This window comes from Pseudonocardia yunnanensis (assembly GCF_039534065.1).
Lineage (GTDB): Bacteria > Actinomycetota > Actinomycetes > Mycobacteriales > Pseudonocardiaceae > Pseudonocardia > Pseudonocardia yunnanensis.
The window spans coordinates 58,622-78,736 of sequence record NZ_BAAAUS010000055.1 but is presented as its reverse complement, the minus strand read 5'-3'; the positions used below and the strand labels follow the sequence as shown (position 1 = coordinate 78,736).

At 72.1% G+C, this 20,115-nt stretch carries 19 protein-coding genes; 16 read left to right on the top strand and 3 right to left on the bottom strand.

Annotated features, from left to right (window positions below; genetic code table 11):
- Positions 1-13 precede the first annotated feature (13 nt).
- From ABD743_RS38805 to ABD743_RS38760, 10 genes are all read left to right on the top strand, one after another.
- The gene (locus ABD743_RS38805) at positions 14-295 is read left to right on the top strand and encodes a hypothetical protein (RefSeq protein WP_344728759.1); all 282 of its coding nucleotides are present in this window, start codon (positions 14-16) and stop codon (positions 293-295) included.
- Between the two features lie 488 nt (positions 296-783).
- Positions 784-3,183, top strand: a complete 2,400-nt coding sequence (mbhE, locus tag ABD743_RS38800) for a hydrogen gas-evolving membrane-bound hydrogenase subunit E (protein WP_344728758.1) — start codon at positions 784-786, stop codon at positions 3,181-3,183.
- The gene (locus tag ABD743_RS38795) at positions 3,180-3,725 is read left to right on the top strand and encodes an MnhB domain-containing protein (RefSeq protein WP_344728756.1); all 546 of its coding nucleotides are present in this window, start codon (positions 3,180-3,182) and stop codon (positions 3,723-3,725) included. The genes mbhE and ABD743_RS38795 overlap by 4 nt, the downstream gene beginning before the upstream one ends.
- Positions 3,726-3,784: 59 nt before the next feature.
- Complete coding sequence (locus ABD743_RS38790; protein ID WP_344728781.1) at positions 3,785-4,243, top strand: Na(+)/H(+) antiporter subunit C; 459 nt, start codon at positions 3,785-3,787, stop codon at positions 4,241-4,243.
- Complete coding sequence (locus ABD743_RS38785; protein ID WP_344728754.1) at positions 4,240-5,772, top strand: Na+/H+ antiporter subunit D; 1,533 nt, start codon at positions 4,240-4,242, stop codon at positions 5,770-5,772. Before ABD743_RS38790 ends, ABD743_RS38785 begins: the two co-directional genes overlap by 4 nt.
- A complete protein-coding gene (locus tag ABD743_RS38780) occupies positions 5,769-6,353 on the top strand; it encodes a Na+/H+ antiporter subunit E (RefSeq protein ID WP_344728752.1) in 585 nt (194 codons plus the stop codon). Before ABD743_RS38785 ends, ABD743_RS38780 begins: the two co-directional genes overlap by 4 nt.
- A complete protein-coding gene (locus tag ABD743_RS38775; RefSeq protein WP_379658909.1) occupies positions 6,350-6,628 on the top strand; it encodes a monovalent cation/H+ antiporter complex subunit F in 279 nt (92 codons plus the stop codon). Before ABD743_RS38780 ends, ABD743_RS38775 begins: the two co-directional genes overlap by 4 nt.
- Positions 6,625-6,984: a monovalent cation/H(+) antiporter subunit G gene (mnhG, locus tag ABD743_RS38770; RefSeq protein ID WP_344728750.1), complete on the top strand. Its 360-nt coding sequence runs from the start codon at positions 6,625-6,627 to the stop codon at positions 6,982-6,984. The genes ABD743_RS38775 and mnhG overlap by 4 nt, the downstream gene beginning before the upstream one ends.
- Before the next feature lie 9 nt (positions 6,985-6,993).
- The gene (locus ABD743_RS38765) at positions 6,994-7,515 is read left to right on the top strand and encodes a gamma carbonic anhydrase family protein (protein ID WP_344728748.1); all 522 of its coding nucleotides are present in this window, start codon (positions 6,994-6,996) and stop codon (positions 7,513-7,515) included.
- Positions 7,512-8,192 (top strand): uracil-DNA glycosylase, encoded by a 681-nt coding sequence (locus ABD743_RS38760; RefSeq protein ID WP_241041365.1) that lies wholly within the window; start codon positions 7,512-7,514, stop codon positions 8,190-8,192. Before ABD743_RS38765 ends, ABD743_RS38760 begins: the two co-directional genes overlap by 4 nt.
- A gap of 12 nt (positions 8,193-8,204) precedes the next feature.
- Here ABD743_RS38760 and ABD743_RS38755 read toward each other — a convergent pair whose 3' ends face one another.
- The gene (locus ABD743_RS38755) at positions 8,205-9,410 is read right to left on the bottom strand and encodes a cytochrome P450 family protein (RefSeq protein ID WP_344728746.1); all 1,206 of its coding nucleotides are present in this window, start codon (positions 9,408-9,410) and stop codon (positions 8,205-8,207) included.
- A gap of 142 nt (positions 9,411-9,552) precedes the next feature.
- Positions 9,553-9,744 (bottom strand): 50S ribosomal protein L28, encoded by a 192-nt coding sequence (rpmB, locus tag ABD743_RS38750; RefSeq protein ID WP_241041332.1) that lies wholly within the window; start codon positions 9,742-9,744, stop codon positions 9,553-9,555.
- Between the two features lie 114 nt (positions 9,745-9,858).
- Between rpmB and ABD743_RS38745 the strand changes: the two genes are divergently transcribed.
- Together ABD743_RS38745 and ABD743_RS38740 are read left to right on the top strand one after the other, a co-directional pair.
- The gene (locus ABD743_RS38745) at positions 9,859-11,529 is read left to right on the top strand and encodes a DAK2 domain-containing protein (protein WP_344728744.1); all 1,671 of its coding nucleotides are present in this window, start codon (positions 9,859-9,861) and stop codon (positions 11,527-11,529) included.
- Positions 11,526-13,736 carry an ATP-dependent DNA helicase RecG gene (locus ABD743_RS38740; protein WP_344728742.1) on the top strand — a complete coding sequence of 737 codons (2,211 nt, stop codon included), beginning with the start codon at positions 11,526-11,528 and terminating at the stop codon, positions 13,734-13,736. Before ABD743_RS38745 ends, ABD743_RS38740 begins: the two co-directional genes overlap by 4 nt.
- 81 nt (positions 13,737-13,817) lie before the next feature.
- On the opposite strand, the gene ABD743_RS38735 is transcribed toward ABD743_RS38740, so the two are convergent.
- Positions 13,818-14,654 carry a hypothetical protein gene (locus ABD743_RS38735; RefSeq protein WP_344728740.1) on the bottom strand — a complete coding sequence of 279 codons (837 nt, stop codon included), beginning with the start codon at positions 14,652-14,654 and terminating at the stop codon, positions 13,818-13,820.
- Between the two features lie 180 nt (positions 14,655-14,834).
- Here ABD743_RS38735 and ABD743_RS38730 point away from each other — a divergent pair, with 180 nt between their 5' ends.
- The 4 genes from ABD743_RS38730 to ABD743_RS38715 all read left to right on the top strand — a co-directional run bounded on the left by ABD743_RS38730 (position 14,835) and on the right by ABD743_RS38715 (position 20,110).
- On the top strand, positions 14,835-18,212 hold the full coding sequence (locus tag ABD743_RS38730) for a pyruvate carboxylase (protein ID WP_344728738.1): 3,378 nt from the start codon (positions 14,835-14,837) through the stop codon (positions 18,210-18,212).
- Positions 18,190-18,780, top strand: a complete 591-nt coding sequence (rsmD, locus tag ABD743_RS38725) for a 16S rRNA (guanine(966)-N(2))-methyltransferase RsmD (protein ID WP_344728777.1) — start codon at positions 18,190-18,192, stop codon at positions 18,778-18,780. The genes ABD743_RS38730 and rsmD overlap by 23 nt, the downstream gene beginning before the upstream one ends.
- A gap of 24 nt (positions 18,781-18,804) precedes the next feature.
- Complete coding sequence (coaD, locus tag ABD743_RS38720) at positions 18,805-19,287, top strand: pantetheine-phosphate adenylyltransferase (protein ID WP_344728736.1); 483 nt, start codon at positions 18,805-18,807, stop codon at positions 19,285-19,287.
- Positions 19,288-19,363: 76 nt separating this feature from the next.
- Entirely contained in the window at positions 19,364-20,110 is a 747-nt protein-coding gene (locus ABD743_RS38715) for a F0F1 ATP synthase subunit B (protein ID WP_379658919.1), read from the top strand.
- The last annotated feature ends 5 nt before the right edge of the window (positions 20,111-20,115 follow it).

The following is a 20,115-nucleotide window of genomic DNA, read 5'->3' as shown; positions in this document are numbered from 1 at the left end:
AGAGGAGGCATCCGTGAGCGAATCCCAGGAGAACACCAACCACGCTGCTACCGAGGCCGCGCCGAGCGCCGCGTCGCAGCTGTTCGACCTGCGCTCGATCATCGCGCTGCTGTTCGGCGTCTACGGGATCATCCTGCTGGTGATGGGCCTGTTCTTCGAGAGCCCGGGTGAGCTCGAGAAGGCCGGCGGCATCGACATCAACCTGTGGTCCGGGATCGTCATGATCGTGGTCGCCGTGTTGTTCGCGTTGTGGGCCTACCTGCGACCGTTGGTTCCGCCCGGCGAGCGCCACTGAGGGCGGCGCCCGCCGGATTCGTGCTCAGCCGCGCCCGCCCGGGGTCGGATAGCGCGGGTTGAACGCGATCAAGGTCCAGGCGTCGAGGCGACGCAGCGCCTCCCTGAGCCCGGCGGTGAATCGCCTGGTGGTGTCGGTCATGCGGTCCTCCTCGTCGTTCTTCGAACACCCGCCTCGCTGCGGGCGGCAGTCGCGCTGTGCGCCTGCATTCAGTGCAGCGAATCGATCTTCTGGATCGTTCCAGATCGAAGTGTGAGCCGAGGCACGCTCGCGACGGGAGCCGCCGGCCGAGGTCGCGGATTTGGGGCGTCCTGTCCGAAAAGAGACGGAAGGTAGGGTCGTATCGAGCACCGGGGCCCGCCCGGATCATCGGATCCGGTGCATGGCAGGGGTGCGCGAGCCCGGGCCGATCGCCCCGCTGATCCGGGGGTCGCTCTCCCGTTCGGGGAACTCGCCCGTGGTCCGGTCCAGGACGAGAGGAGTCGCCCTTGCTCGCGCTCGTCGTCGCGCATCTCGTGGTCGCCGCTCTGCTGCCGCTCGTTTCGGCGCGCAACCGGCGAGCGGGCTTCGCGGTGGCGGCCGTCCTGCCCGCCGTCGCCCTGGTGTGGGCGCTCGCCAACACCGTCCCCGCGCTAGCGGGCGGGATCACCGAGAACACGGCCTGGGCTCCCACGCTCGGACTGGCGCTCGGCTTCCGGCTCGACGCCCTGGCGCTCGCGATGGTCGTGCTGGTGTCGGGGATCGGCGCGGTGATCCTCGTGTACTGCATCGGCTACTTCGGTCCCGACTCGCCGGATGCCCCGCGTACCGCCGCGCTGCTGCTCGCCTTCGCGGGCGCGATGCTCGGCCTGGTGCTCGCCGACAACCTCCTCACGCTCTACGTGTTCTGGGAGCTGACGTCGGTCGCGTCGTTCATGCTGATCGGACAGAGCGGTGAGCGAGGCGAGGAACGACGCAGTGCCGTGCAGGCTCTGCTGGTCACCGTGTTCGGCGGGCTGGCGATGCTGCTCGGATTCATCCTGCTCGGCGAGGCCGCGGGCACCTACCAGATCTCCGAGATCGTGGCCGCCGGGAGCGCGGGCAGGCTGCACGGCACGCTCGTGTCGGCGGCACTGCTGCTGATCCTGCTCGGGGCATTCACGAAGTCGGCCCAGCTGCCGTTCCACCCGTGGCTGCCGGCGGCGATGGTCGCCCCCACACCGGTGAGCGCGTACCTGCACGCGGCGTCCATGGTGAAGGCGGGCGTCTATCTCGTGGCGCGGCTGGCGCCGGGGTTCTCCGATCTCGCCGTCTGGTGGGTGCCGGTGATCGCCGTCGGACTCGGCACGATGCTCGTCGGGGGCTGGCGTGCCCTGTCGGCCACCGACCTGAAGCAGCTCCTCGCCCTCGGCACGGTCAGCCAGCTGGGCTTCCTCATGGTGCTGCTCGGGAGCGGCGGACGGCTCGGGGAGGTCTCCGCGCTCGCCGGGATCGCCCTGCTGCTCGCGCACGGGCTGTTCAAGGCGTCGCTGTTCATGATCGTCGGCACGATCGACCATGCGACGGGCACGCGCGACCTGCGGAAGCTCTCCGGTCTGTACACCGCACTGCCGGGCTCCGCCGTCACCGCCGCACTCGCCGCGGCATCGATGGCCGGGCTGCCACCGTTCCTGGGCTTCGTCAGCAAGGAGGCCGCGTTCGAGGCGTTCGTCCGCGAGGGCGGCGTGCGCGGGTGGATCGTCACGCTCGTCCTGCTCCTCGGGTCGATGTTCACCGTGGCGTACAGCGCGCGGTTCCTGTGGGGTGCGTTCGCCCGCAAGCCGCGCGTCGAGCCGACCCGGGTCGCGCACCCTCCGGGCCCGCTGCTCACCGCACCCGTCTGGGTCTGCTCGGTCGCCGGTCTGGTGCTCGGGATCGCCTACCCCGTGGTCGACGCGCTCGGCGCGAGCTACGCCCGCCCCTACCCCCGTGGATCCGGCTACCACCTCGGGCTCTGGCACGGCGTCGGTCCGCCGTTGCTGCTCGCCGCCCTCGCGGTCGCAGGCGGGCTGGTGTTGTACATGCAGCGCGACCGTGTCACCGCGCTTTCCCACCGCAGCCCGTTCACCGCACAGCGTGCATACGAGCTCACGATCGCGGCCATCGCCCGCGTCGCCCTCGCCGTGACCGGTCGCCTGCAGGTCGGGTCCCTCCCCGCGTACCTGGCCACGATCATCGTCGCGTTCGTGCTGCTGCCCGGGGTTGCCGTCGCGATGGGCGGCGCCTGGCCGGCGGGCCAGGCGCTCTACCACTCGGTGATGCAGGTGCCCCTCGCGATCATCGTCGTGATCGCGGCGGTCGCCGTCCTGCGAGCGCGCCGCCGCTTCACGGCCGTGCTCCTCGTCGGGGTGATCGGCTACGGCGTGGGTGGGCTCTTCATCGTGGACGGGGCGCCGGACCTGGCGCTGGCGCAGTTCCTCGTCGAGACCCTGTCGGTGGTGGCGTTCGTCTTCGTGCTGCGCAGGCTGCCCGCCGAGTTCACCGAGGAGCGGCCGCCGCGCCGGGTTCGGGTTCCCAAGGCGCTGCTGGGGATCGTGGGCGGGGCCGCTGTGGCCGCGTACGCGGTGGTGATGTCCGGAGCCCGCACCACCCCGTCGGCGACCACCGAGGAGTTCGCCCGGCTCGCACCCACCGAGGCCGGGGCGACCAACGTGGTCAGCGCGATCATCGTCGACTTCCGGGCGCTGGACACGGTCGGGGAGATCGGGGTGCTGTTCGTCGCCGCTGCCGGGGTGGCCAGCCTCGTGCTCGCCACCCGCTACGACCGGCAGCGCGGGCGCGTCCGCGTCGAGAGCGGTCAGGGCGGTCCCCAGCACGAGGAAGACGTAGTGGGTCGCGGAGGAGTGGGACGAGGAGGACCGAAGGGATGACCACGGACGAGAGCCCGCACCAGCGCCCCTTCGAGGAGTGGGACCGGCCGCAGGAGCCATGGATGCTGCCGGGGGAGTGCCGCAACCCAAAGGACCGGAGCCTGCTGCTGGAGATGACCACACGCGCGGTGTTCCCGACCGTGCTCGTCTTCTCCCTGTACCTCCTGCTGGTGGGACACTACGGGCCGGGCGGCGGATTCTCCGCGGGCCTCGTGGCCGGGCTCGCGTTCGTGCTGCGCTACATCGCGGGCGGCAGCGCCGATCTCGGGGCGGTGATGGCGCCCCGCGTGCCGGCCGTCATCGGGAGCGGGCTGGCGCTGGCGCTCGTCACCGGGCTGGTGCCTGCGGCGTTCGGTGCGCCCGTGCTGTCCACCACGAAACTCGCGGTGGACCTGCCGCTGCTCGGCCGGATCGAGCTGCAGACCAGCCTGTTCCTCGAGATCGGGGTCTACGTGCTGATCATCGGGGTGGTACTCGACCTGCTGCGTGCCCTCGGCACCGGCATCGAACGGGACATGGACGACGCCGGGGAGCTGCCGTGACCATGATCGTTCCCCTCCTGGCCGCACAGTCGGCGCTCGCCGCGGAACCGGGCTCTCCGATCACGATCAACCTGGTCATGGCCCTGACCGTGGGCGTCCTCTACGCCGTCGGGTTCACCCTGCTGCTGTCGCGCTCGCTGATGCGTGTGCTGATCGGCGTGGTGGTGCTGGGCCACGGCACCAACCTGCTGCTGCAGCTCGCCGGTGGCCCACCGGCGCGCCCCCCGATCGTCGGAACCGCGCCGCCGGAGTCGTTCGCCGACCCGTTGCCGCAGGCTCTCGCACTCACCGCCATCGTGATCACCTTCGCCCTCACGACCTTCCTGCTCGCCCTGGGTTACCGCGCCTTCGTGCTGGTCGGCCACGACGAGGTGCAGGACGACGTCGAGGACCGGCGGATCTCGCGGCAGAAGACGCCGTCGGCAGCGCTCGAGCCCGGTGACAGCGATGAGGACGCTCTCGAACGCGCCGACGACGAGGTCGAGGCGCAAGCCGCGCGCGGGCAGGAACGCTCGTGACGACGATCATCACCCTGCCGGTGCTGCTGCCGATGCTCGCCGCAGCGGTCTCGGTGATCGGCAGCCGGTCCGCTGCGCTGCAGCGCGTGGTCGGCGTCGCCGTGCTCGCGGTGGTGGCGGTGATCGCCGGGGTGCTGCTCGTCGTGGCCGACGAGCGCGGCCCGGTCGTCGCCGAACTCGGCGGCTGGGCCGCTCCCGTGGGCATCGCGCTCGTGGCCGACCGGCTCTCCGCACTGCTGCTGCTCGTCTCGACGCTGGTGACGCTCGCCGTGCTGGTGTACGCGATCGACCAGCGGATCGCCGACTACGGGCGCCGCACCGCGAGCACCACGTTCCACCCGATGTACCTGATGCTCTGCGCCGGGGTCTCCCTCGCCTACCTCACCGGGGACCTGTTCACCCTGTTCGTGGCCTTCGAGCTGATGCTGACGGCGTCCTACGTGCTGATCACGCGGCGCACCGGCGCGCGGCGGATCCGGGCCGGCATGACGTACGTGACGGTCAGCCTGCTGTCGTCGCTGCTGTTCCTCACGGCGGTGGCCCTGGTGTACGCAGCGACCGGCACGGTGAACCTGGCGGATCTCTCCGAGCGCATCGGGATGCTGCATCCCGGCGTAGGCCCGGTGCTGGCTCTGATGCTGCTGGTCGTCTTCGGGATCAAGGCGGCGATCGTGCCGCTTCACTTCTGGCTGCCCGACAGCTACCCCAACGCGCCGGGGCCGGTGGCCGCGCTGTTCGCCGGCCTGCTGACGAAGGTGGGCTTCTACGCGCTGCTACGCACCGAGACGCTCCTCTTCGGCCGCGACGCGCCGTGGACGCTCCTGCTCGTGCTCTCCGTCGCCACCATGCTGGTCGGGGCGCTGGGCGCGCTGGCGCAGAACGACCTCAACCGGCTGCTGTCGTTCCTGCTGGTCAGCCACATCGGGTTCATGCTCTTCGGGCTGGCCGTGTTCGACGCGTCCGGGCTGTCCGGGGCCATGCTGTACGCCGCCCACCACATCACGGTGCTCGCCACGCTCTTCCTGGTGAGCGGCCTGATCACGCGCCGCACCGGCACGGTGGCCCTCGACGAGATGGGCGGTCTCGCGCGCAGCGCTCCCGGCCTCGCGGTGCTCTTCGCCGTGCCGGCCCTGACCCTGGCGGGCATCCCGCCGACCGCGGGGTTCATCGCGAAGCTCGCGCTCCTGGAGGCAGGCGCGGAGGCGGGCCTCTTCCCCCAGGTCGTGGCCGGTGTGCTGATCCTGGCCAGCCTCCTGACGCTGTACGCGCTGGTACGGGTGTGGGTCCGGGTGTTCTGGGGGAAGCCGAAGCCACCGCATCCCGACGACGACCCCAGCGACGAGGTGCTGGTCGGCACGGCCAGGACGTCCGCGCCGATGTACGCGGCGACGGGTGGGCTGATCGCGGTCAGCCTCGCGATCGTCGTCTTCGCCGGCCCACTGACGGCCGTCACCGCCCAGGCGGGCGTGGACCTGATGGAGCGGACGCCGTACATCGACGCGGTGCTGGGCCCACAGGAGGGCCGATGATCGACCACGACCGGCCGCACGTGCGGTGGCGCGCCGCCGGCTTGCGGGCCCGGCTGCCGCGCGTGGCCTGGCTGACACTGGTGTGGGTGCTGCTGTGGGGGACGTTCACGCCCCTGAGCGTGCTCGGCGGTGTGGTGGTCGCGGTGCTCGTCGTGGCGCTGTTCCCGATGCCGCGGCTGGCCGACCGGCTGTCGGTTCGGCCGCTGCGCCTGCTCGGGCTGGCCGCCTTCCTCCTCTACGACCTCGTGGCCTCGAGCGTGGAGGTGACGTGGCAGATCCTGCGCCGCGGCACGGACGCCCGGGGAGCGATCGTCGCCGTTCCCCTGCTCACCGCGTCGGGCCGGGTGATCACGATCATGGCCAACGCGCTGACGCTGTCCCCGGGCGCGATGGCGCTGCAGATCGATCAGGAACACCAGGTCTGGTATGTCTACGCCCTCGGCCCGCGCGACCGTGCGGGGGCCGAACGAGCCTGGCTGCGCACCATGGACATGCAGCGGCGGGTGCTCGCGGCGTTCGGTACCGCGGAGGAGTTGGCAGAGGCGCGGCGCCGGATCGCGCAGGCGGGAGGGCCGCGATGAACGACGGAATGACCATCGTGTTCGTGGTGGTGCTGTGCATGCTCGGGCTCGCCGCCGCCCTCACCCTGGTGCGGCTGCTGCTGGGCCCGGAGACGCTCGACCGCATCGTGGCGCTCGACGTGCTCGTCCTGCTGATCGTCGCCGCCGCCGCGGTCTACGTGGCCTACTACGAGGACGGTTCCAACATCCCCCTGCTCGCGGCGGTCGCGTTGCTCGGGTTCGTCGGGTCCGCCTCCGCGATGCGGCTGGCCGAGCGCAGGGAGCGGCACCGATGACCCCCGCCCTCCACAGCGCACGGGACATCGCCTCCGCGGTGCTGCTGCTCCTCGGGGCGCTGTCGTGCCTGTTCGGCGCGGTCGGCCTGCTCCGGCTGCCGGACCTGCTCGGGCGGCTGCAGGCCGCCACCAAACCGCAGACGCTGGGTCTGCTGCTGGTGCTCGCAGGCACCGCGCTGCGGGTGGAACTGGAGAGTGCGGTGACGCTCGTACTCGTCGCGTTCTTCCAGGTGATCACCGCACCGGTGATCTCCCAACTCGCGGGCCGGTCGGCCTACCGCAGCGGTGGTGTGCAGCGCGACCTGCTCGTCGTCGACCAACTGGCCGGGAAGCTGCCGCGCGACGGGTCGTCATAGGCTCGCCGCGTGCCCCTCTACGCGCTCGGCGACGCCGAACCCGTCATCCATCCCGATGCGTATATCCATCCCGACGCCGTGGTCATCGGCACCGTGACGATCGGCGCGGAGGCCTCGATCTGGCCCGGGGCGGTGCTCCGCGGCGACGACGGACGCATCGAGGTCGGTCCGCGCACCAGCGTGCAGGACGGCTCGATCATCCACTGCACCCCGCGCCACCCCACGATCATCGGCGCCGAGGTGACGGTCGGGCACAACGTCCACATCGAGGGCGCCACGGTCGGCGACCGGGCACTCATCTCGTCGGGCTCGGTGGTGCTGAACGGGGCCACGGTCGGCGAGGGGGCCGTGATCGGTGCCGGTGCCGTGGTGTCGCCGAACGCGGAGGTCCCGGCGCGGCGGATGGCGCTGGGCGTGCCGGCGCGCGTGCGGGAGGGCTACGAGGTGCCCGAGGGCTACTACGACCGCGCTGTACAGAGCTACATCCAACGCGGGAAACGGTTCCGCGCCGAGCTGCGGAGGCTTCCCTGATGGCCAAGCCACTCGAAGAGGTCGTGGAAGCCGGATGGGCGCGGGCACTCGCCCCCGTGGCACCGGTGGTGGCCGAGATGGGGGAGTTCCTGCGCGCGGAGATCGCCGCGGGGCGCCGCTACCTTCCGGCCGGGGCGAACGTCCTGCGCGCGTTCACCCAGCCGTTCGACCAGGTGCGCGTTCTGATCGTCGGCCAGGACCCCTACCCGACGCCGGGCCACGCGATCGGGCTGTCGTTCTCGGTGGCACCGCAGACGCGCCCCGTCCCGCGGTCGCTGGCCAACATCTTCCGCGAGTACAGCGAGGATCTCGGCCACCCCACCCCGTCCACCGGTGACCTCACACCCTGGGCCGAGCAGGGTGTGCTGCTGCTCAACAGGGTGCTGACGGTTGAGCCGGGCAACCCGGGCTCGCACCGCAACAAGGGCTGGGAGAAGGTCACCGAGCAGGCGATCCGCGCTCTCGTGGACCGCGAGGGCGAGCCGCTGGTCGCGATCCTGTGGGGTCGTGACGCGCGCAACCTGGTGCCGTTGCTCGGGGACGTGCCGTGCGTCGAGTCGGCGCACCCCAGCCCCATGTCGGCCGACCGCGGGTTCTTCGGGTCGCGTCCGTTCAGCCGGGTCAACGCGCTGCTGGACGAGCTCGGCGGGGACCCGGTCGACTGGAAGCTTCCCTGACCTCCGACCTGGTCAGGCGGGCAGCGGCCGCGTTGCGACGTGGAGTGCGGTGAGGCCGTTGATCAGCACGGCGTCGTCCACGGGCACGTCCCCGGCGGCCTCTGCCAGCCGGAGGTGGGGGAAGTGGCTGATCAGGGAGCCGAGCGCGATGCGGGCCTCGAGGCGGGCGAGCGGTGCACCGAGGCAGTGGTGGATCCCGTGCCCGAAGGCCAGGTGCGGAGTGGGCGTGCGGGTGATGTCGAGAACGTCCGCGCCCGGCAGGTGGGACGTGTCGCGGTTGGCGGCGAGGAGCCCGACGAGTACGGAGTCCCCCGCGGCGATCGTGACGCCGCCCAGCTCGAACGTCTCGCCGGCCACCCGCTGCGTCGCGACCTGCAGCGGACCGTCGAACCGCAGGAACTCCTCGACGGCGGCCGGGAGCCGCTCGGGCTCGGACCGCAGCAGCGCCAGCTGGCCGGGATGGGTCAGCAGGGCGTAGGTGGCGTTGGTGAGCAGGTTCACGGTGGTCTCGTGGCCCGCGATCAGGAGCAGGACCACGAGCGACGTCAGCTCGTCCTCCGAGAGCCGGTCCGTGCCGTCCCGAACGGCGACCACCGCCGAGAGCAGGTCGTCGGCCGGCTGCGCACGCTTGATCGCGATCAGCTCACGCACGAAGCCGACGAGCGCCTCGGCCGCGGCGGCGAAGGTCTCGAAGCCGCTCACCGCCGGGTCGATGACCAGCGAGGACCAGGTGCGGAAGTCGCCCCGCCGCTCCTCCGGGATTCCCAGCAGCTCGCAGATCACCGTCATCGGCAACGGATAGGCGAACGCGGCGACGAGATCGGCGGACTCGACGTCGACGAGGGCGTCGAGCAGTTCGTCGACGATCTCCTGGATGCGAGGGGCGAGTTGGTCGATGCGCCGCATGGTGAACGCTCCCGACACGAGCTTGCGCAGCCGGGTGTGGTCCGGGGGGTCGCTGCTGAGCATCTCCGTGCGGGTGGCGGCGAGCAGCCCCGGATCGAGCCGGTGGCCGAAAATGGTGGCGCTTCCGCCGCCCTTGACCAGCCGGGGGTCGATGAGGCACGCGCGGGCCTCCTCATGGCCCGTGACCAGCCAGATCGACCGGGAGCGGGTCTGTCGAACGAGGTGCACGGGGCCGCGGTCGTTCAGCTCGGTGTAGGCGCTGTGGCGCTCTCCGTGCGTGGCCGAGCGGAACGGGTCGGGGGCCAGCGTCATGCGGGAACTCCTCGCGCGGTGGTCGTCCGGCTACGGCCCGATGGTGGCACGAGAAGAACGATCACTGCCGCAGTGCAAACGGCGCTGCCGTCCGCCGGAGCGGAGGGCAGCGCCGTCCGAGAGAACTGATTGTCGCTCGCGCTCAGGCGCGGGCGACCTTGCCGCCCTTCAAGCAGGACGTGCAGACGTTCATGCGGCGGCGGTTGCCACCGCCGATGCGGGCACGCACGGTCTGGATGTTCGGGTTCCAGCGACGGTGGGTGCGGCGGTGCGAGTGCGAGACGGACATGCCGAAGCCCGGACCCTTTCCACAGACGTCGCAGACGGCAGCCACGTCGAACACTCCTCGGGTAGACGATGGGGGAGCCGGGTCCAGCCCGGTCGCGAGAGACCAGAGTACCTGCGCCACCGCACCGGCCGCACACCGCCCGTCGCTACCCTGTGGCGAGTGCCCCCGACCCTCGACTCCGCGCTGCTCACCGGCTGGACGCGGGCCGCCACCCAGGCGCTGGAACGGCACCGCGCCGAGATCGATCGCATCAACGTCTTCCCGGTGCCCGACGGTGACACCGGCACCAACCTGCTTCTGACCATGCGCGCCGCGGCAGAGGCGGTGCGCCGGGCGCGGCGGGAGACCCGGGAGAACGGCGACGGGTCGGCCCGAGGGGTTGCGGCGGTGGCCGGGGCGCTCGCCCGCGGCGCGCTCGTGGGGGCGCGGGGCAACTCCGGGATGATCCTTTCGCAGGTGCTGCGCGGTGTGGCCGACGCACTGGCGGCGCGCGCGGGTCCCACGCCTGCCGGGGCCGTGCTCGCCGACGCGCTCTGCCGGGCCCACCGGTTGGCCACCGCCGCGGTCGCCCGGCCACGGCAGGGCACGGTGCTGACGGTGCTCGACGCCGCAGCGGGCGCAGCGGTCGCCGCAGGCCCCGACCGGCTCGACGACGTCGCGCTCGCGGCCGCCGAAGCGGCTGCCGGAGCGGTGCAGGCCACCACCGGGCAGCTTCCCGAGCTCGCCAGGGCGGGGGTCGTGGACGCCGGCGGTCTCGGTCTCTACGTCGTGCTCGACGCGCTGGCCGCGCTGGTGAGCGGGCGCAGCGGCATCGACCGGCTCCCGGCCCCGGTCGTGTCCGTCCCGACGCCGGCCCGCCTCCGGGACGTGCTCGTCGCGCAGCGGGAGGGCGGCGGGCCCGGCCACGACTACGAGGTCATGTACCTGCTCGAGGGCACGTCGGCGGACCGCGTGGACGCGCTGCGGGCGCAGCTTCAGGCGCTCGGGGACTGCGTCTCCGTGGTCGGCGACGGTGACGGTCTCTGGAACGTGCATGTGCACTGCACCGACATCGGGGCGGCGATCGAGGCGGGTCTGTCCGCCGGCAGGCCGCACCGGATCGCCGTGATCCGGTTCGCCGACCAGATCGGCGACGATCCGGGGGCCGGGTGCGACGACCGTTTCGTCCGGGACCGTGGGGTGCTGATGGTCGTGGGTGGGGCGGAGATCGCGGAGCTCGCACGGTCGGCGGGAGCCACGGTGCTGGAGCGCCCGCGCGACCGGGACGTGGACGTGGCCGACCTCGTCGCCGCGCTCGCCGGCATGCGGGCCCGGCACGTCGTGCTGCTCCCGAACGACTCCGAGCTCACCGCGCCCGCCGAGCGGGCCGCGGTGCTGGCGCGCCGGGACGGGCAGGAAGTGCTCGTGGTGCCCACGGCGTCGGTGCTGCAGGGGTTGTCGGCGCTGGCCGTGCACGACCCGCAGCGCCGGGTGGGCGACGACGTCGTCGCGATGGCCGAGGCCGCCGCAGGCACCCGTACCGGCGGTCTGCTGACCGCCGAGACCGAGGCGCTCACGTGGGTGGGCCCGTGCGAGCCCGGCGACGTCCTCGGGATCACCGACGGCGAGGTCGTCGTGATCGCCCCCGACCTGGCCGTCGGTGGGCTGTGGTTGGCTAATCGCATGCTCACCGTCGGCGGAGAGCTCGTCACCGTGCTCCTGGGCGAGGGCACCGACCCGTCGCTCGCCGACATGCTCGCGGCCGACCTGAGCCGCACCCACCCCGAGGTCGACGTCGTCGTGCACCGGGGCGGGCAGTCCGACTACGCGATCGTGCTGGGGGTGGAATGACGGACGTCGACATGCTCAGCCCGCTGCTCCCGCTCATCGGCAAGCGGGCGGCCGATCTGCTCGCGGCGCAGCTCGAGATCCATACGGTCGGTGACCTGGTGCGCCACTACCCGCGCCGCTACGTCGACCGCGGCAAGCTCACCGATATCGCCGGTCTCGAGATCGGCGAGCACGCCACCCTCGTCGCCCAGGTGGAGAAGGCCACGCTGCGCGACATGAAGGCCCGGCGCGGCAAGCTGCTCAACGTCGTCATCCGCGACGAGAAGGGCGCCACGCTCGACTGCACCTTCTTCAACGGCCACAAGGTCCAGCACATCATCCGGCCCGGGGTGCGCGCGGTGTTCTCCGGCAAGGTCGGGGTGTTCAACAAGAAGCTGCAGCTCACCCACCCGCAGTTCGAGCCGCTCGACGAGGCCGACGAGGTGCGGCCGTTCCTCTCCGTCTACCCGGCCACCGGCAAGGTCAACTCGCAGGAGATCGCGCGCTGCGTGCGTCAGGTGCTCGAACTCCTCGACGACCCCACCGACCCGCTTCCCGCCGCGCTGCGGCAGCGCGAGGGCCTGGCGGAGCTGGGGCGGGCCCTGCGGCGCATCCACGTGCCCGAGTCCGAGGCCGATTTCCACGCCGCCCGCAACCGGCTGGTCTGGGACGAGGCGATCGGCGTCCAGCTCGCGCTGGCGCTGCGCAGGCAGGCCACGGTCTCGCGGCCTGCCGCGGCGTGCCCGCCCAAGCCGGGTGGCCTGCTCGATGCGTTCGACGCCGCGCTGCCGTTCACGCTCACCGCAGGCCAGCACGCCGTCGGCGCGGAGATCTCCGCCGATCTCGCAGGCGAGCACCCGATGAACCGTCTCGTGCAGGGCGATGTCGGCGCGGGCAAGACGGTCATCGCACTGCGGGCGATGCTGCAGGTCGTCGACGGTGGCAGGCAGGCGGCCCTGCTGGCGCCCACCGAGGTGCTCGCCGCCCAGCACGCACGGTCGCTGCGCACCCTGCTGGGCCCGCTCGGGCGTCGCGGCGAGCTCGACGGCGCCGAGCAGGCCACCGCCGTCACGCTGCTCACCGGTTCGCTCGGCACCAAGGCCAAGCGCCAGGCGCTGCTCGACGCCCAGTCCGGCGCGGCCGGGATCATCGTCGGCACCCACGCCCTGATCCAGGACAACGTCGGGTTCGCCGACCTCGGCCTGGTCGTCGTCGACGAGCAGCACCGCTTCGGTGTGGAGCAGCGCGACGCGCTGCGCGGGCGCGGTGAGCTCGCGCCGCACATGCTGGTCATGACGGCCACGCCGATCCCGCGCACCGTCGCGATGACGGTCTACGGCGACCTGGAGGTCTCCGCCCTGCGCGAGCTGCCGGGTGGCCGCTCGCCGATCGCCACCACCGTCGTGCCGCTGGCGGAGAAGCCCGCCTGGCTGCAGCGTGTCTGGCGCCGTGTGCACGAGGAGGTCGAGGCCGGCCACCAGGTCTACATCGTGTGCCCGCGGGTCGGAGGCGACAACGGCGGCGACAACGGCAGAGACGATCCCGACGCCGATCTCGTCGACCTCGACGATCCCGACGAGGGGGCCGACTCCGACGAGGGCAGCGCCCGCCGCCCGCCGCTGGCGGTGCTCGAGGTGCTGCCCCGGCTGGAGGAGGGAGCGCTGCACGGGCTGCGGCTCGGTGTGCTGCACGGCAAGCTGCCGCCCGACGAGAAGGACACCGTGATGCGGGCGTTCGAGCGCGGCGAGCTCGACGTCCTGGTGGCCACCACGGTGATCGAGGTCGGTGTCGACGTGCCCAACTCCACCGGCATGGTCATCCTCGACGCCGACCGGTTCGGTCTCTCCCAGCTCCACCAGCTCCGCGGGCGGGTGGGCCGGGGCTCCGCGCCCGGCGTCTGCCTGCTGGTCACCGAAGCGCCTGCGGCGAGCACCGCGCGGGAGCGGCTCGACGCGGTGGCCGGCACCACCGACGGGTTCGAGCTCGCCCGGCTCGACCTGGAGCTGCGCCGGGAGGGCGACGTACTGGGGGCGCTGCAGTCGGGCCGCCGCTCCGGCCTGCGGCTGCTGTCACTGCTGCGCCACGAGGAGATCATCGCGAAGTCACGGGTCTACGCGGCCGACATCGTGGCCGACGACCCCGGTCTCCGTGACCACCCCGGACTCGCCGCGCTCGTCGGCGAGACCGTGGGCGACGAGGAGCGCGCCGCCTATCTCGACAAGGTCTGACGCGGCTCGGCTCCGCACGACCGGCCCGCTCATCCGCTCCTGTCGGACTGTTGGGCCGTTCGTGCACCGCGGGCGCGCCGGTCAGCCGGGGAGCGCTCCTCGTGCCGCGGCGTCCAGGGCGGCTCCGGCCGTCGGGGGAAGGTGGATCACCCCGGCGCGGTCGAGCTTGGCGAGCTCCGAGCGGGCGCGGGAGTAGGCGGCGAGCCGCTCGGGGTCGCTGTCGGAGTCGCGAGCGGTGGTGAGCAGCTTGATCACGCGCTCCACGGTGGCGCGCTCGGCGGGGGACAGGCCCGAGAGCCGGATGCGCTGGGCTGCCTCGCGGGCGGCCTGCCATGCGCGTTCGGCCCGGTCGACGGCGGCCTCGAACGCGGCTGCGTGCGAGGCGGGCGGGAACCGGTCGGTGTCGAGGGCCTGGGCCTCGGCGAAGGCGTCGACGAACCGAGCGGTGCTCGGCACGGACACGTCGGCGAGTGCGGGCAGCCGCAGCACCTCCATGGGGTCGCACTCGAACGCGGCGTACGCGGACCGCAGGGCGTGGAACCGGTTGCGGACCTTCCCCCACTCGAGATCGGGGCGGCGTACCGGCCGCGCGGGGGGCGGTGGCGCGGGAACGGACGCACTCCGATGGCGCAGGGCTGCGTGGCGCCTGCTGCGGTGCACGGCGACGAAGGTGAGCGCGCCGGCCACGAGCAGCGGCGCCGAGCTCGCCACGATCGCCACGCCCACCATGATGACGCTGAATATCATCGCCATCGCGAGCGCACTCGCGCCGCCGGCGACCACCGGCACAGCGAACAACAGCAGCCAGGGCGATCGGGGAGGACGTCCGCCGTGGCGCCGCCTGCGCCTCTCGGCCTGCTCTCGCAGTCGACGTCCTTCCGCGAACGCGGCGGACTGCCCGGGCCGGACTCGTGGCATCACGTCGCACCCTCCGTCGTCACGAACGGCGACGCATCTCTACCCGAGGCGACGGCCACGGAGTCCAGATGGTGTCGCACCTCTCCTTAGTACCGAAGCACAGTGCTGTTCGCAGGGTCCGATCGAGTGCCCACAGGTACCGTTCGCCTTCGCATCACCGATCAGCAGGGAGGCGTTGCCGTGTTCAGCAAGGTGCTCGTCGCGAACCGGGGAGAGATCGCGATCCGGGCATTCCGGGCAGCCTATGAGCTCGGCATCTCCACCGTCGCGATCTTCCCCTACGAGGATCGCAACTCTCTGCACCGTGCCAAAGCCGACGAGTCCTACCAGATCGGAGAACCGGGCCACCCGGTCCGCGCCTACCTGTCGGTGGACGAGGTGATCAACGCCGCGCGTCGGGCAGGGGCCGACGCGATCTACCCGGGCTACGGCTTCCTGTCGGAGAACCCCGATCTCGCCGAGGCGTGCGAGCGCGCAGGCATCACGTTCGTCGGGCCGCCGCCGAGTGTGCTGCACCTGACGGGCAACAAGGCGCGCGCCGTCGCCGCCGCCCGGGAGGCGGGGGTGGCGGTGCTGGACTCGTCCGAACCCTCCGACGACGTCGACACGCTCGTCGCGGCGGCCGAGGAGATCGGGTTCCCGGTCTTCGTCAAGGCAGTGGCAGGTGGCGGTGGCCGCGGGATGCGCCGCGTGCTGGAGCCCGGCGAGCTGCGCGAGGCCATCGAGGCCGCGATGCGGGAGGCCGAGTCGGCGTTCGGGGATGCCACGGTCTTCCTGGAGCAGGCGGTGGTCAACCCGCGCCACATCGAGGTGCAGATCCTCGCCGACGCCACGGGCGAGGTCGTGCACCTCTACGAGCGCGACTGTTCGGTGCAGCGGCGCCACCAGAAGGTCATCGAGATCGCGCCTGCGCCCAACCTCGACCCCGAGCTGCGCGATCGGATCTGCGCCGACGCCGTGGCGTTCGCCCGCCACATCGGATACGTCAACGCGGGCACGGTCGAGTTCCTGCTCGACGAGCGCGGCAACCACGTCTTCATCGAGATGAACCCGCGTATCCAGGTGGAGCACACCGTCACCGAGGAGGTCACCGACCGCGACCTCGTGATCGCGCAGCTGCGCATCGCCTCGGGGGTGACACTCGCCGACCTGAACATGGCCCAGGAGGACATCGTCCTGCGTGGCGCGGCGCTGCAGTGCCGGATCACCACGGAGGACCCGGCCAACGGCTTCCGCCCTGACACGGGCGTGATCGGCGCCTACCGCTCGCCCGGCGGCGCCGGCGTGCGACTGGACGGTGGCACCACGCACACGGGCGCGGAGATCAGCGCCCACTTCGACTCGATGCTGGTGAAGCTCACCTGCCGCGGTCGCACCTTTCCCATCGCGGTGCGCCGCGCGCAGCGGGCGGTGGCGGAGTTCCGCATCCGGGGCGTCTCCACGAACATCCCGTTCCTCGCCGCGGTGCTGAGCGATCCGGACTTCCAGGCGGGGCGCGTCACCACGAGCTTCATCGAGGAACGTCCCGAGCTGCTCACCGCGCGCCAGCCTGCCGACCGCGGCACCCGCCTGCTCCATTACCTCGCCGAGACCACGGTCAACCGGCCGAACGGGCCGCGGCCCAAGGTCGTCGAGCCGGTGGACAAGCTGCCGGTCTGCGACCTGGAGGCGCCCGCGCCCGACGGCTCGCGGCAGCTGTTGCGGGAGCTGGGCCCGGTGCGGTTCGCCGAGCGGCTGCGCGCGCAGCAGAACGTCGCCGTCACCGACACCACCTTCCGCGACGCCCACCAGTCGCTCCTGGCCACGCGGGTGCGAAGCCGGGACCTGCTGGCGGTCGCCCCGTACGTGGCGCGGACCGTTCCGGAGATGTTCAGCCTGGAGTGCTGGGGCGGAGCCACGTACGACGTGGCGCTACGGTTCCTCGCAGAGGACCCGTGGGAGCGGCTCGCGGCGATCAGCGAGGCGGTGCCCAACATCTGCACGCAGATGTTGCTGCGGGGCCGCAACACCGTGGGCTACACGCCCTACCCGCTCGAGGTGACCGATGCCTTCGTCGAGGAGGCGGCGCGCACCGGCATGGACATCTTCCGGATCTTCGACGCGCTCAACGACGTGGAGCAGATGCGCCCGGCGATCGAGGCGGTCCGCAACACCGGCACCGCCGTGGCCGAGGTGGCGCTCTGTTACACGGCCGACCTCTCGGATCCGGACGAGAGGCTCTACACCCTGGACTACTACCTGCGCCTGGCCGAGCAGGCGGTCGATGCGGGCGCACACATCCTCGCGATCAAGGACATGGCCGGGCTGCTGCGCCCGCCCGCGGCGCGCACGCTCGTCACCGCCCTGCGCGAACGCTTCGACCTGCCCGTCCACCTGCACACGCACGACACGGCCGGCGGGCAGCTGGCCACGCTCGTGGCGGCGATCGACGCCGGGGTGGACGCCGTGGACGCGGCCGTGGCGAGCATGGCCGGGACGACGAGCCAGCCCTCGCTCTCGGCGCTGGTGGCGGCCACCGACCACACCGACCGTCCCACCGGGCTCTCGCTCACCGCGGTGGGGGACCTGGAGCCGTACTGGGAGGCCGTGCGCAAGGTCTACGCGCCGTTCGAGGCGGCGCTCCCGTCGCCCACCGGGCGCGTCTACCACCACGAGATCCCCGGCGGACAGCTGTCGAACCTGCGCCAGCAGGCGATCGCGCTCGGACTCGGCGACCGGTTCGAGCTGATCGAGGACTGCTACGCCGCCGCCGACCGGATGCTCGGGCGGCTGGTCAAGGTGACGCCCTCGTCGAAGGTGGTGGGCGACCTCGCGCTGCACCTCGTCGGGGCCGGGGTGCAGCCGAAGGACTTCGAGGCCGACCCTGGCGAGTTCGACGTGCCCGACTCGGTCATCGGGTTCCTGCGCGGCGAGCTGGGCGACCCGCCCGGCGGCTGGCCCGAGCCGTTCCGCTCGCGTGCGCTGGAGGGCCGCAGCGTGGAGGAGGACTCCGCCGAGCTGACGATCGAGGACCGCCGCGGGCTGCGTGACGACCGCCGCGCCACGCTCAACCGGCTGCTGTTCCCCGGTCCGGCGAAGGAGTACGTGGCCCACCAGGAGGCCTACGGCGACACGTCGGTGCTGTCCACCAAGGACTTCCTCTACGGCCTCGAGTCCGACATCGAGCACGAGGCCGAGCTGGAGCCCGGCGTGACGCTGCTGATCGAGCTGGAGGCGATCTCCGAGGCCGACGAGCGCGGGATCCGCACGGTGCTGGCCACCCTCAACGGCCAGCTGCGACCCGTATCCGTACGCGACCTGTCGGTCGACAGCGACGTCAAGGCGGCGGAGAAGGCCGACCGGTCCAACCCGCAGCACGTCGCCGCGCCGTTCGCGGGTGTGGTGACGCTCGCGGTGGCCGAGGGCGACACCGTGGAGTCGGGCCAGACGGTGGCCACCATCGAGGCGATGAAGATGGAGGCGTCGATCACCGCGCACCGGTCGGGAACGGTGGCCCGGCTCGCCATCGGGCAGGTCCAGCAGGTCGAGGGCGGCGATCTGCTGCTCGAGCTCTCGTGAGGCACGGCGGAGCCGCATGACACGAGTGATCGCCGGAGTTGCCGGAGGGCGCCGCCTCGCGGTGCCGGCCAAGGGCACCCGCCCCACGTCGGACCGGGTTCGCGAAGCGCTGTTCAGCGCGCTGGAGAACGACCCGGGGCTCGACGGCGCGGCCGTGCTCGACCTGTGCGCCGGATCGGGTGCCCTCGGGCTGGAGGCGCTCTCGCGCGGTGCGGCGCACGCGTTGTTCGTCGAGTCGGACCGGCGGGCGGCCACCGTGCTGCGCCGCAATGTCGACGCCCTCGGGCTCCCGGGTGCGGTGGTGCGCGCGGCGTCTGCGGCCTCCGTCCTGGGCACGGCTGCCGATCGCGCCTACGACGTCGTCCTCGTCGACCCGCCCTACGACGTCCCGGACAGCGAGGTCGCGGGCTGGCTCGCGGCGGCCGCCGCGCACGGCTGGCTGGCCGAGGAGGCCACGGTGGTGGTGGAGAGATCGGCGCGCTCGGGTGCGTTCCCCTGGCCCGAGCCGCTGCGCGGCGTTCGTGAGCGCCATTACGGAGATACGGCGCTGCACGTCGGCCTCCGGTAGCGTCCGCAATGTGAGGCTTCCGAGATGACGCGCGCTGTCTGCCCCGGTTCGTTCGACCCCCCGACGAACGGGCATCTCGATGTGATCGGCCGGACGGCGGCCCTGTTCGACGAGGTCGTCGTCGCCGTGCTGATCAACAAGAACAAGAAGAGCCTGTTCACCGTCGACGAGCGCATGGCGCTGCTGCGCGAGATCGTCGCCCCGTACCCGAACGTCCGTGTCGCCTCGTTCCACGGTCTCCTGGTCGACTACTGCAAGGACAACGACATCCAGGCCATCGTCAAGGGCCTGCGGGTAGTCACCGACTTCGACTACGAGCTGCAGATGGCGCAGATGAACAAGCGCCTGTCCGGCGTGGACACGCTCTTCATGTCCACGAGCCCCGACTACAGCTTCGTGTCCAGCTCGCTCGTCAAGGAAGTGGCGACGTACGGGGGCGACGTCGCGCACCTTCTGCCGGAGTCGGTGCACCGCCACCTGCTCGAACGGATCGCCGAACGCGCCTGAGTCACCCGTTCGGAACTTGACACGCGGGTGCTCGGAATGACGCGGCACGGGGCGCCGCGGTGAGAGGATGCCCAGCGTGTACCGGGTCTTCGAATCGCTCGACGCGCTGGTCACGCTGGTCGAGGAGGCTCGGGGTGTCCCGATGACCTCGAACTGCGTGGTACCTCGTGGTGACGTGCTCGAGCTGCTCGACGACGTCCGAGAGGCGTTACCCGGGGAACTGGACGACGCCCAGGATGTGCTCGACCGCCGCGACGAGCTGGTGGACGACGCGGCGCAGGAGGCCGAGCAGACGCGGACGAGCGCGCAGACCGACGCCGAGGAGATGCTCGCCGAGGCGCAGTCCGAGGCCGAGCGCATGGTCGCGGAAGCGCGCGCGGAGGCCGAACAGCTCCTCGCGAAGGCCCGGCACGACGCCGAGCGGGCCGTCACCGACGGCCGCCGCCAGTACACCGAACTGACCGACCGGGCCCAGATCGATGCCGACCGGCTCGCCCACGCCGGCCGTGCCGCCCATGACCGGTACGTCGCGGACGGGCAGGCCGAGCAGGCCCGGCTGGTGTCGCAGACCGAGGTGGTGCGCGCGGCCAACGCCGAGGCGGCCCGGATCGTCGACGAGGCCGACAGCGAGGTGGATCGGCTGCGCCAGGAGTGCGACGGTTACGTCGACGCGAAGCTGGCGGAGTTCGAGGACACCCTCACCAAGGCCCTGCGTACGGTCTCCCGCGGCCGCACCCAGATGTGGCGAGGCGGCCCCCCGAGCGGCGCTCCGACGGGACTGTCGAACGGCCGCTCGGGCACCGGTATGGACCTCATCGAATAGCCGAC

Bases quoted from the DNA above. Each gene is read 5' to 3' on its own strand.
- ABD743_RS38795 (WP_344728756.1), top strand. From the start codon at position 3,180: ATGACCACGGACGAGAGCCCGCACCAGCGCCCCTTCGAGGAGTGGGAC.
- ABD743_RS38780 (WP_344728752.1), top strand. From the start codon at position 5,769: ATGATCGACCACGACCGGCCGCACGTGCGGTGGCGCGCCGCCGGCTTG.
- ABD743_RS38775 (WP_379658909.1), top strand. From the start codon at position 6,350: ATGAACGACGGAATGACCATCGTGTTCGTGGTGGTGCTGTGCATGCTC.
- mnhG (WP_344728750.1), top strand. From the start codon at position 6,625: ATGACCCCCGCCCTCCACAGCGCACGGGACATCGCCTCCGCGGTGCTG.
- ABD743_RS38755 (WP_344728746.1), bottom strand. From the start codon at position 9,410: ATGACGCTGGCCCCCGACCCGTTCCGCTCGGCCACGCACGGAGAGCGC.
- ABD743_RS38740 (WP_344728742.1), top strand. From the start codon at position 11,526: ATGACGGACGTCGACATGCTCAGCCCGCTGCTCCCGCTCATCGGCAAG.
- ABD743_RS38735 (WP_344728740.1), bottom strand. From the start codon at position 14,654: ATGCCACGAGTCCGGCCCGGGCAGTCCGCCGCGTTCGCGGAAGGACGT.
- coaD (WP_344728736.1), top strand. From the start codon at position 18,805: ATGACGCGCGCTGTCTGCCCCGGTTCGTTCGACCCCCCGACGAACGGG.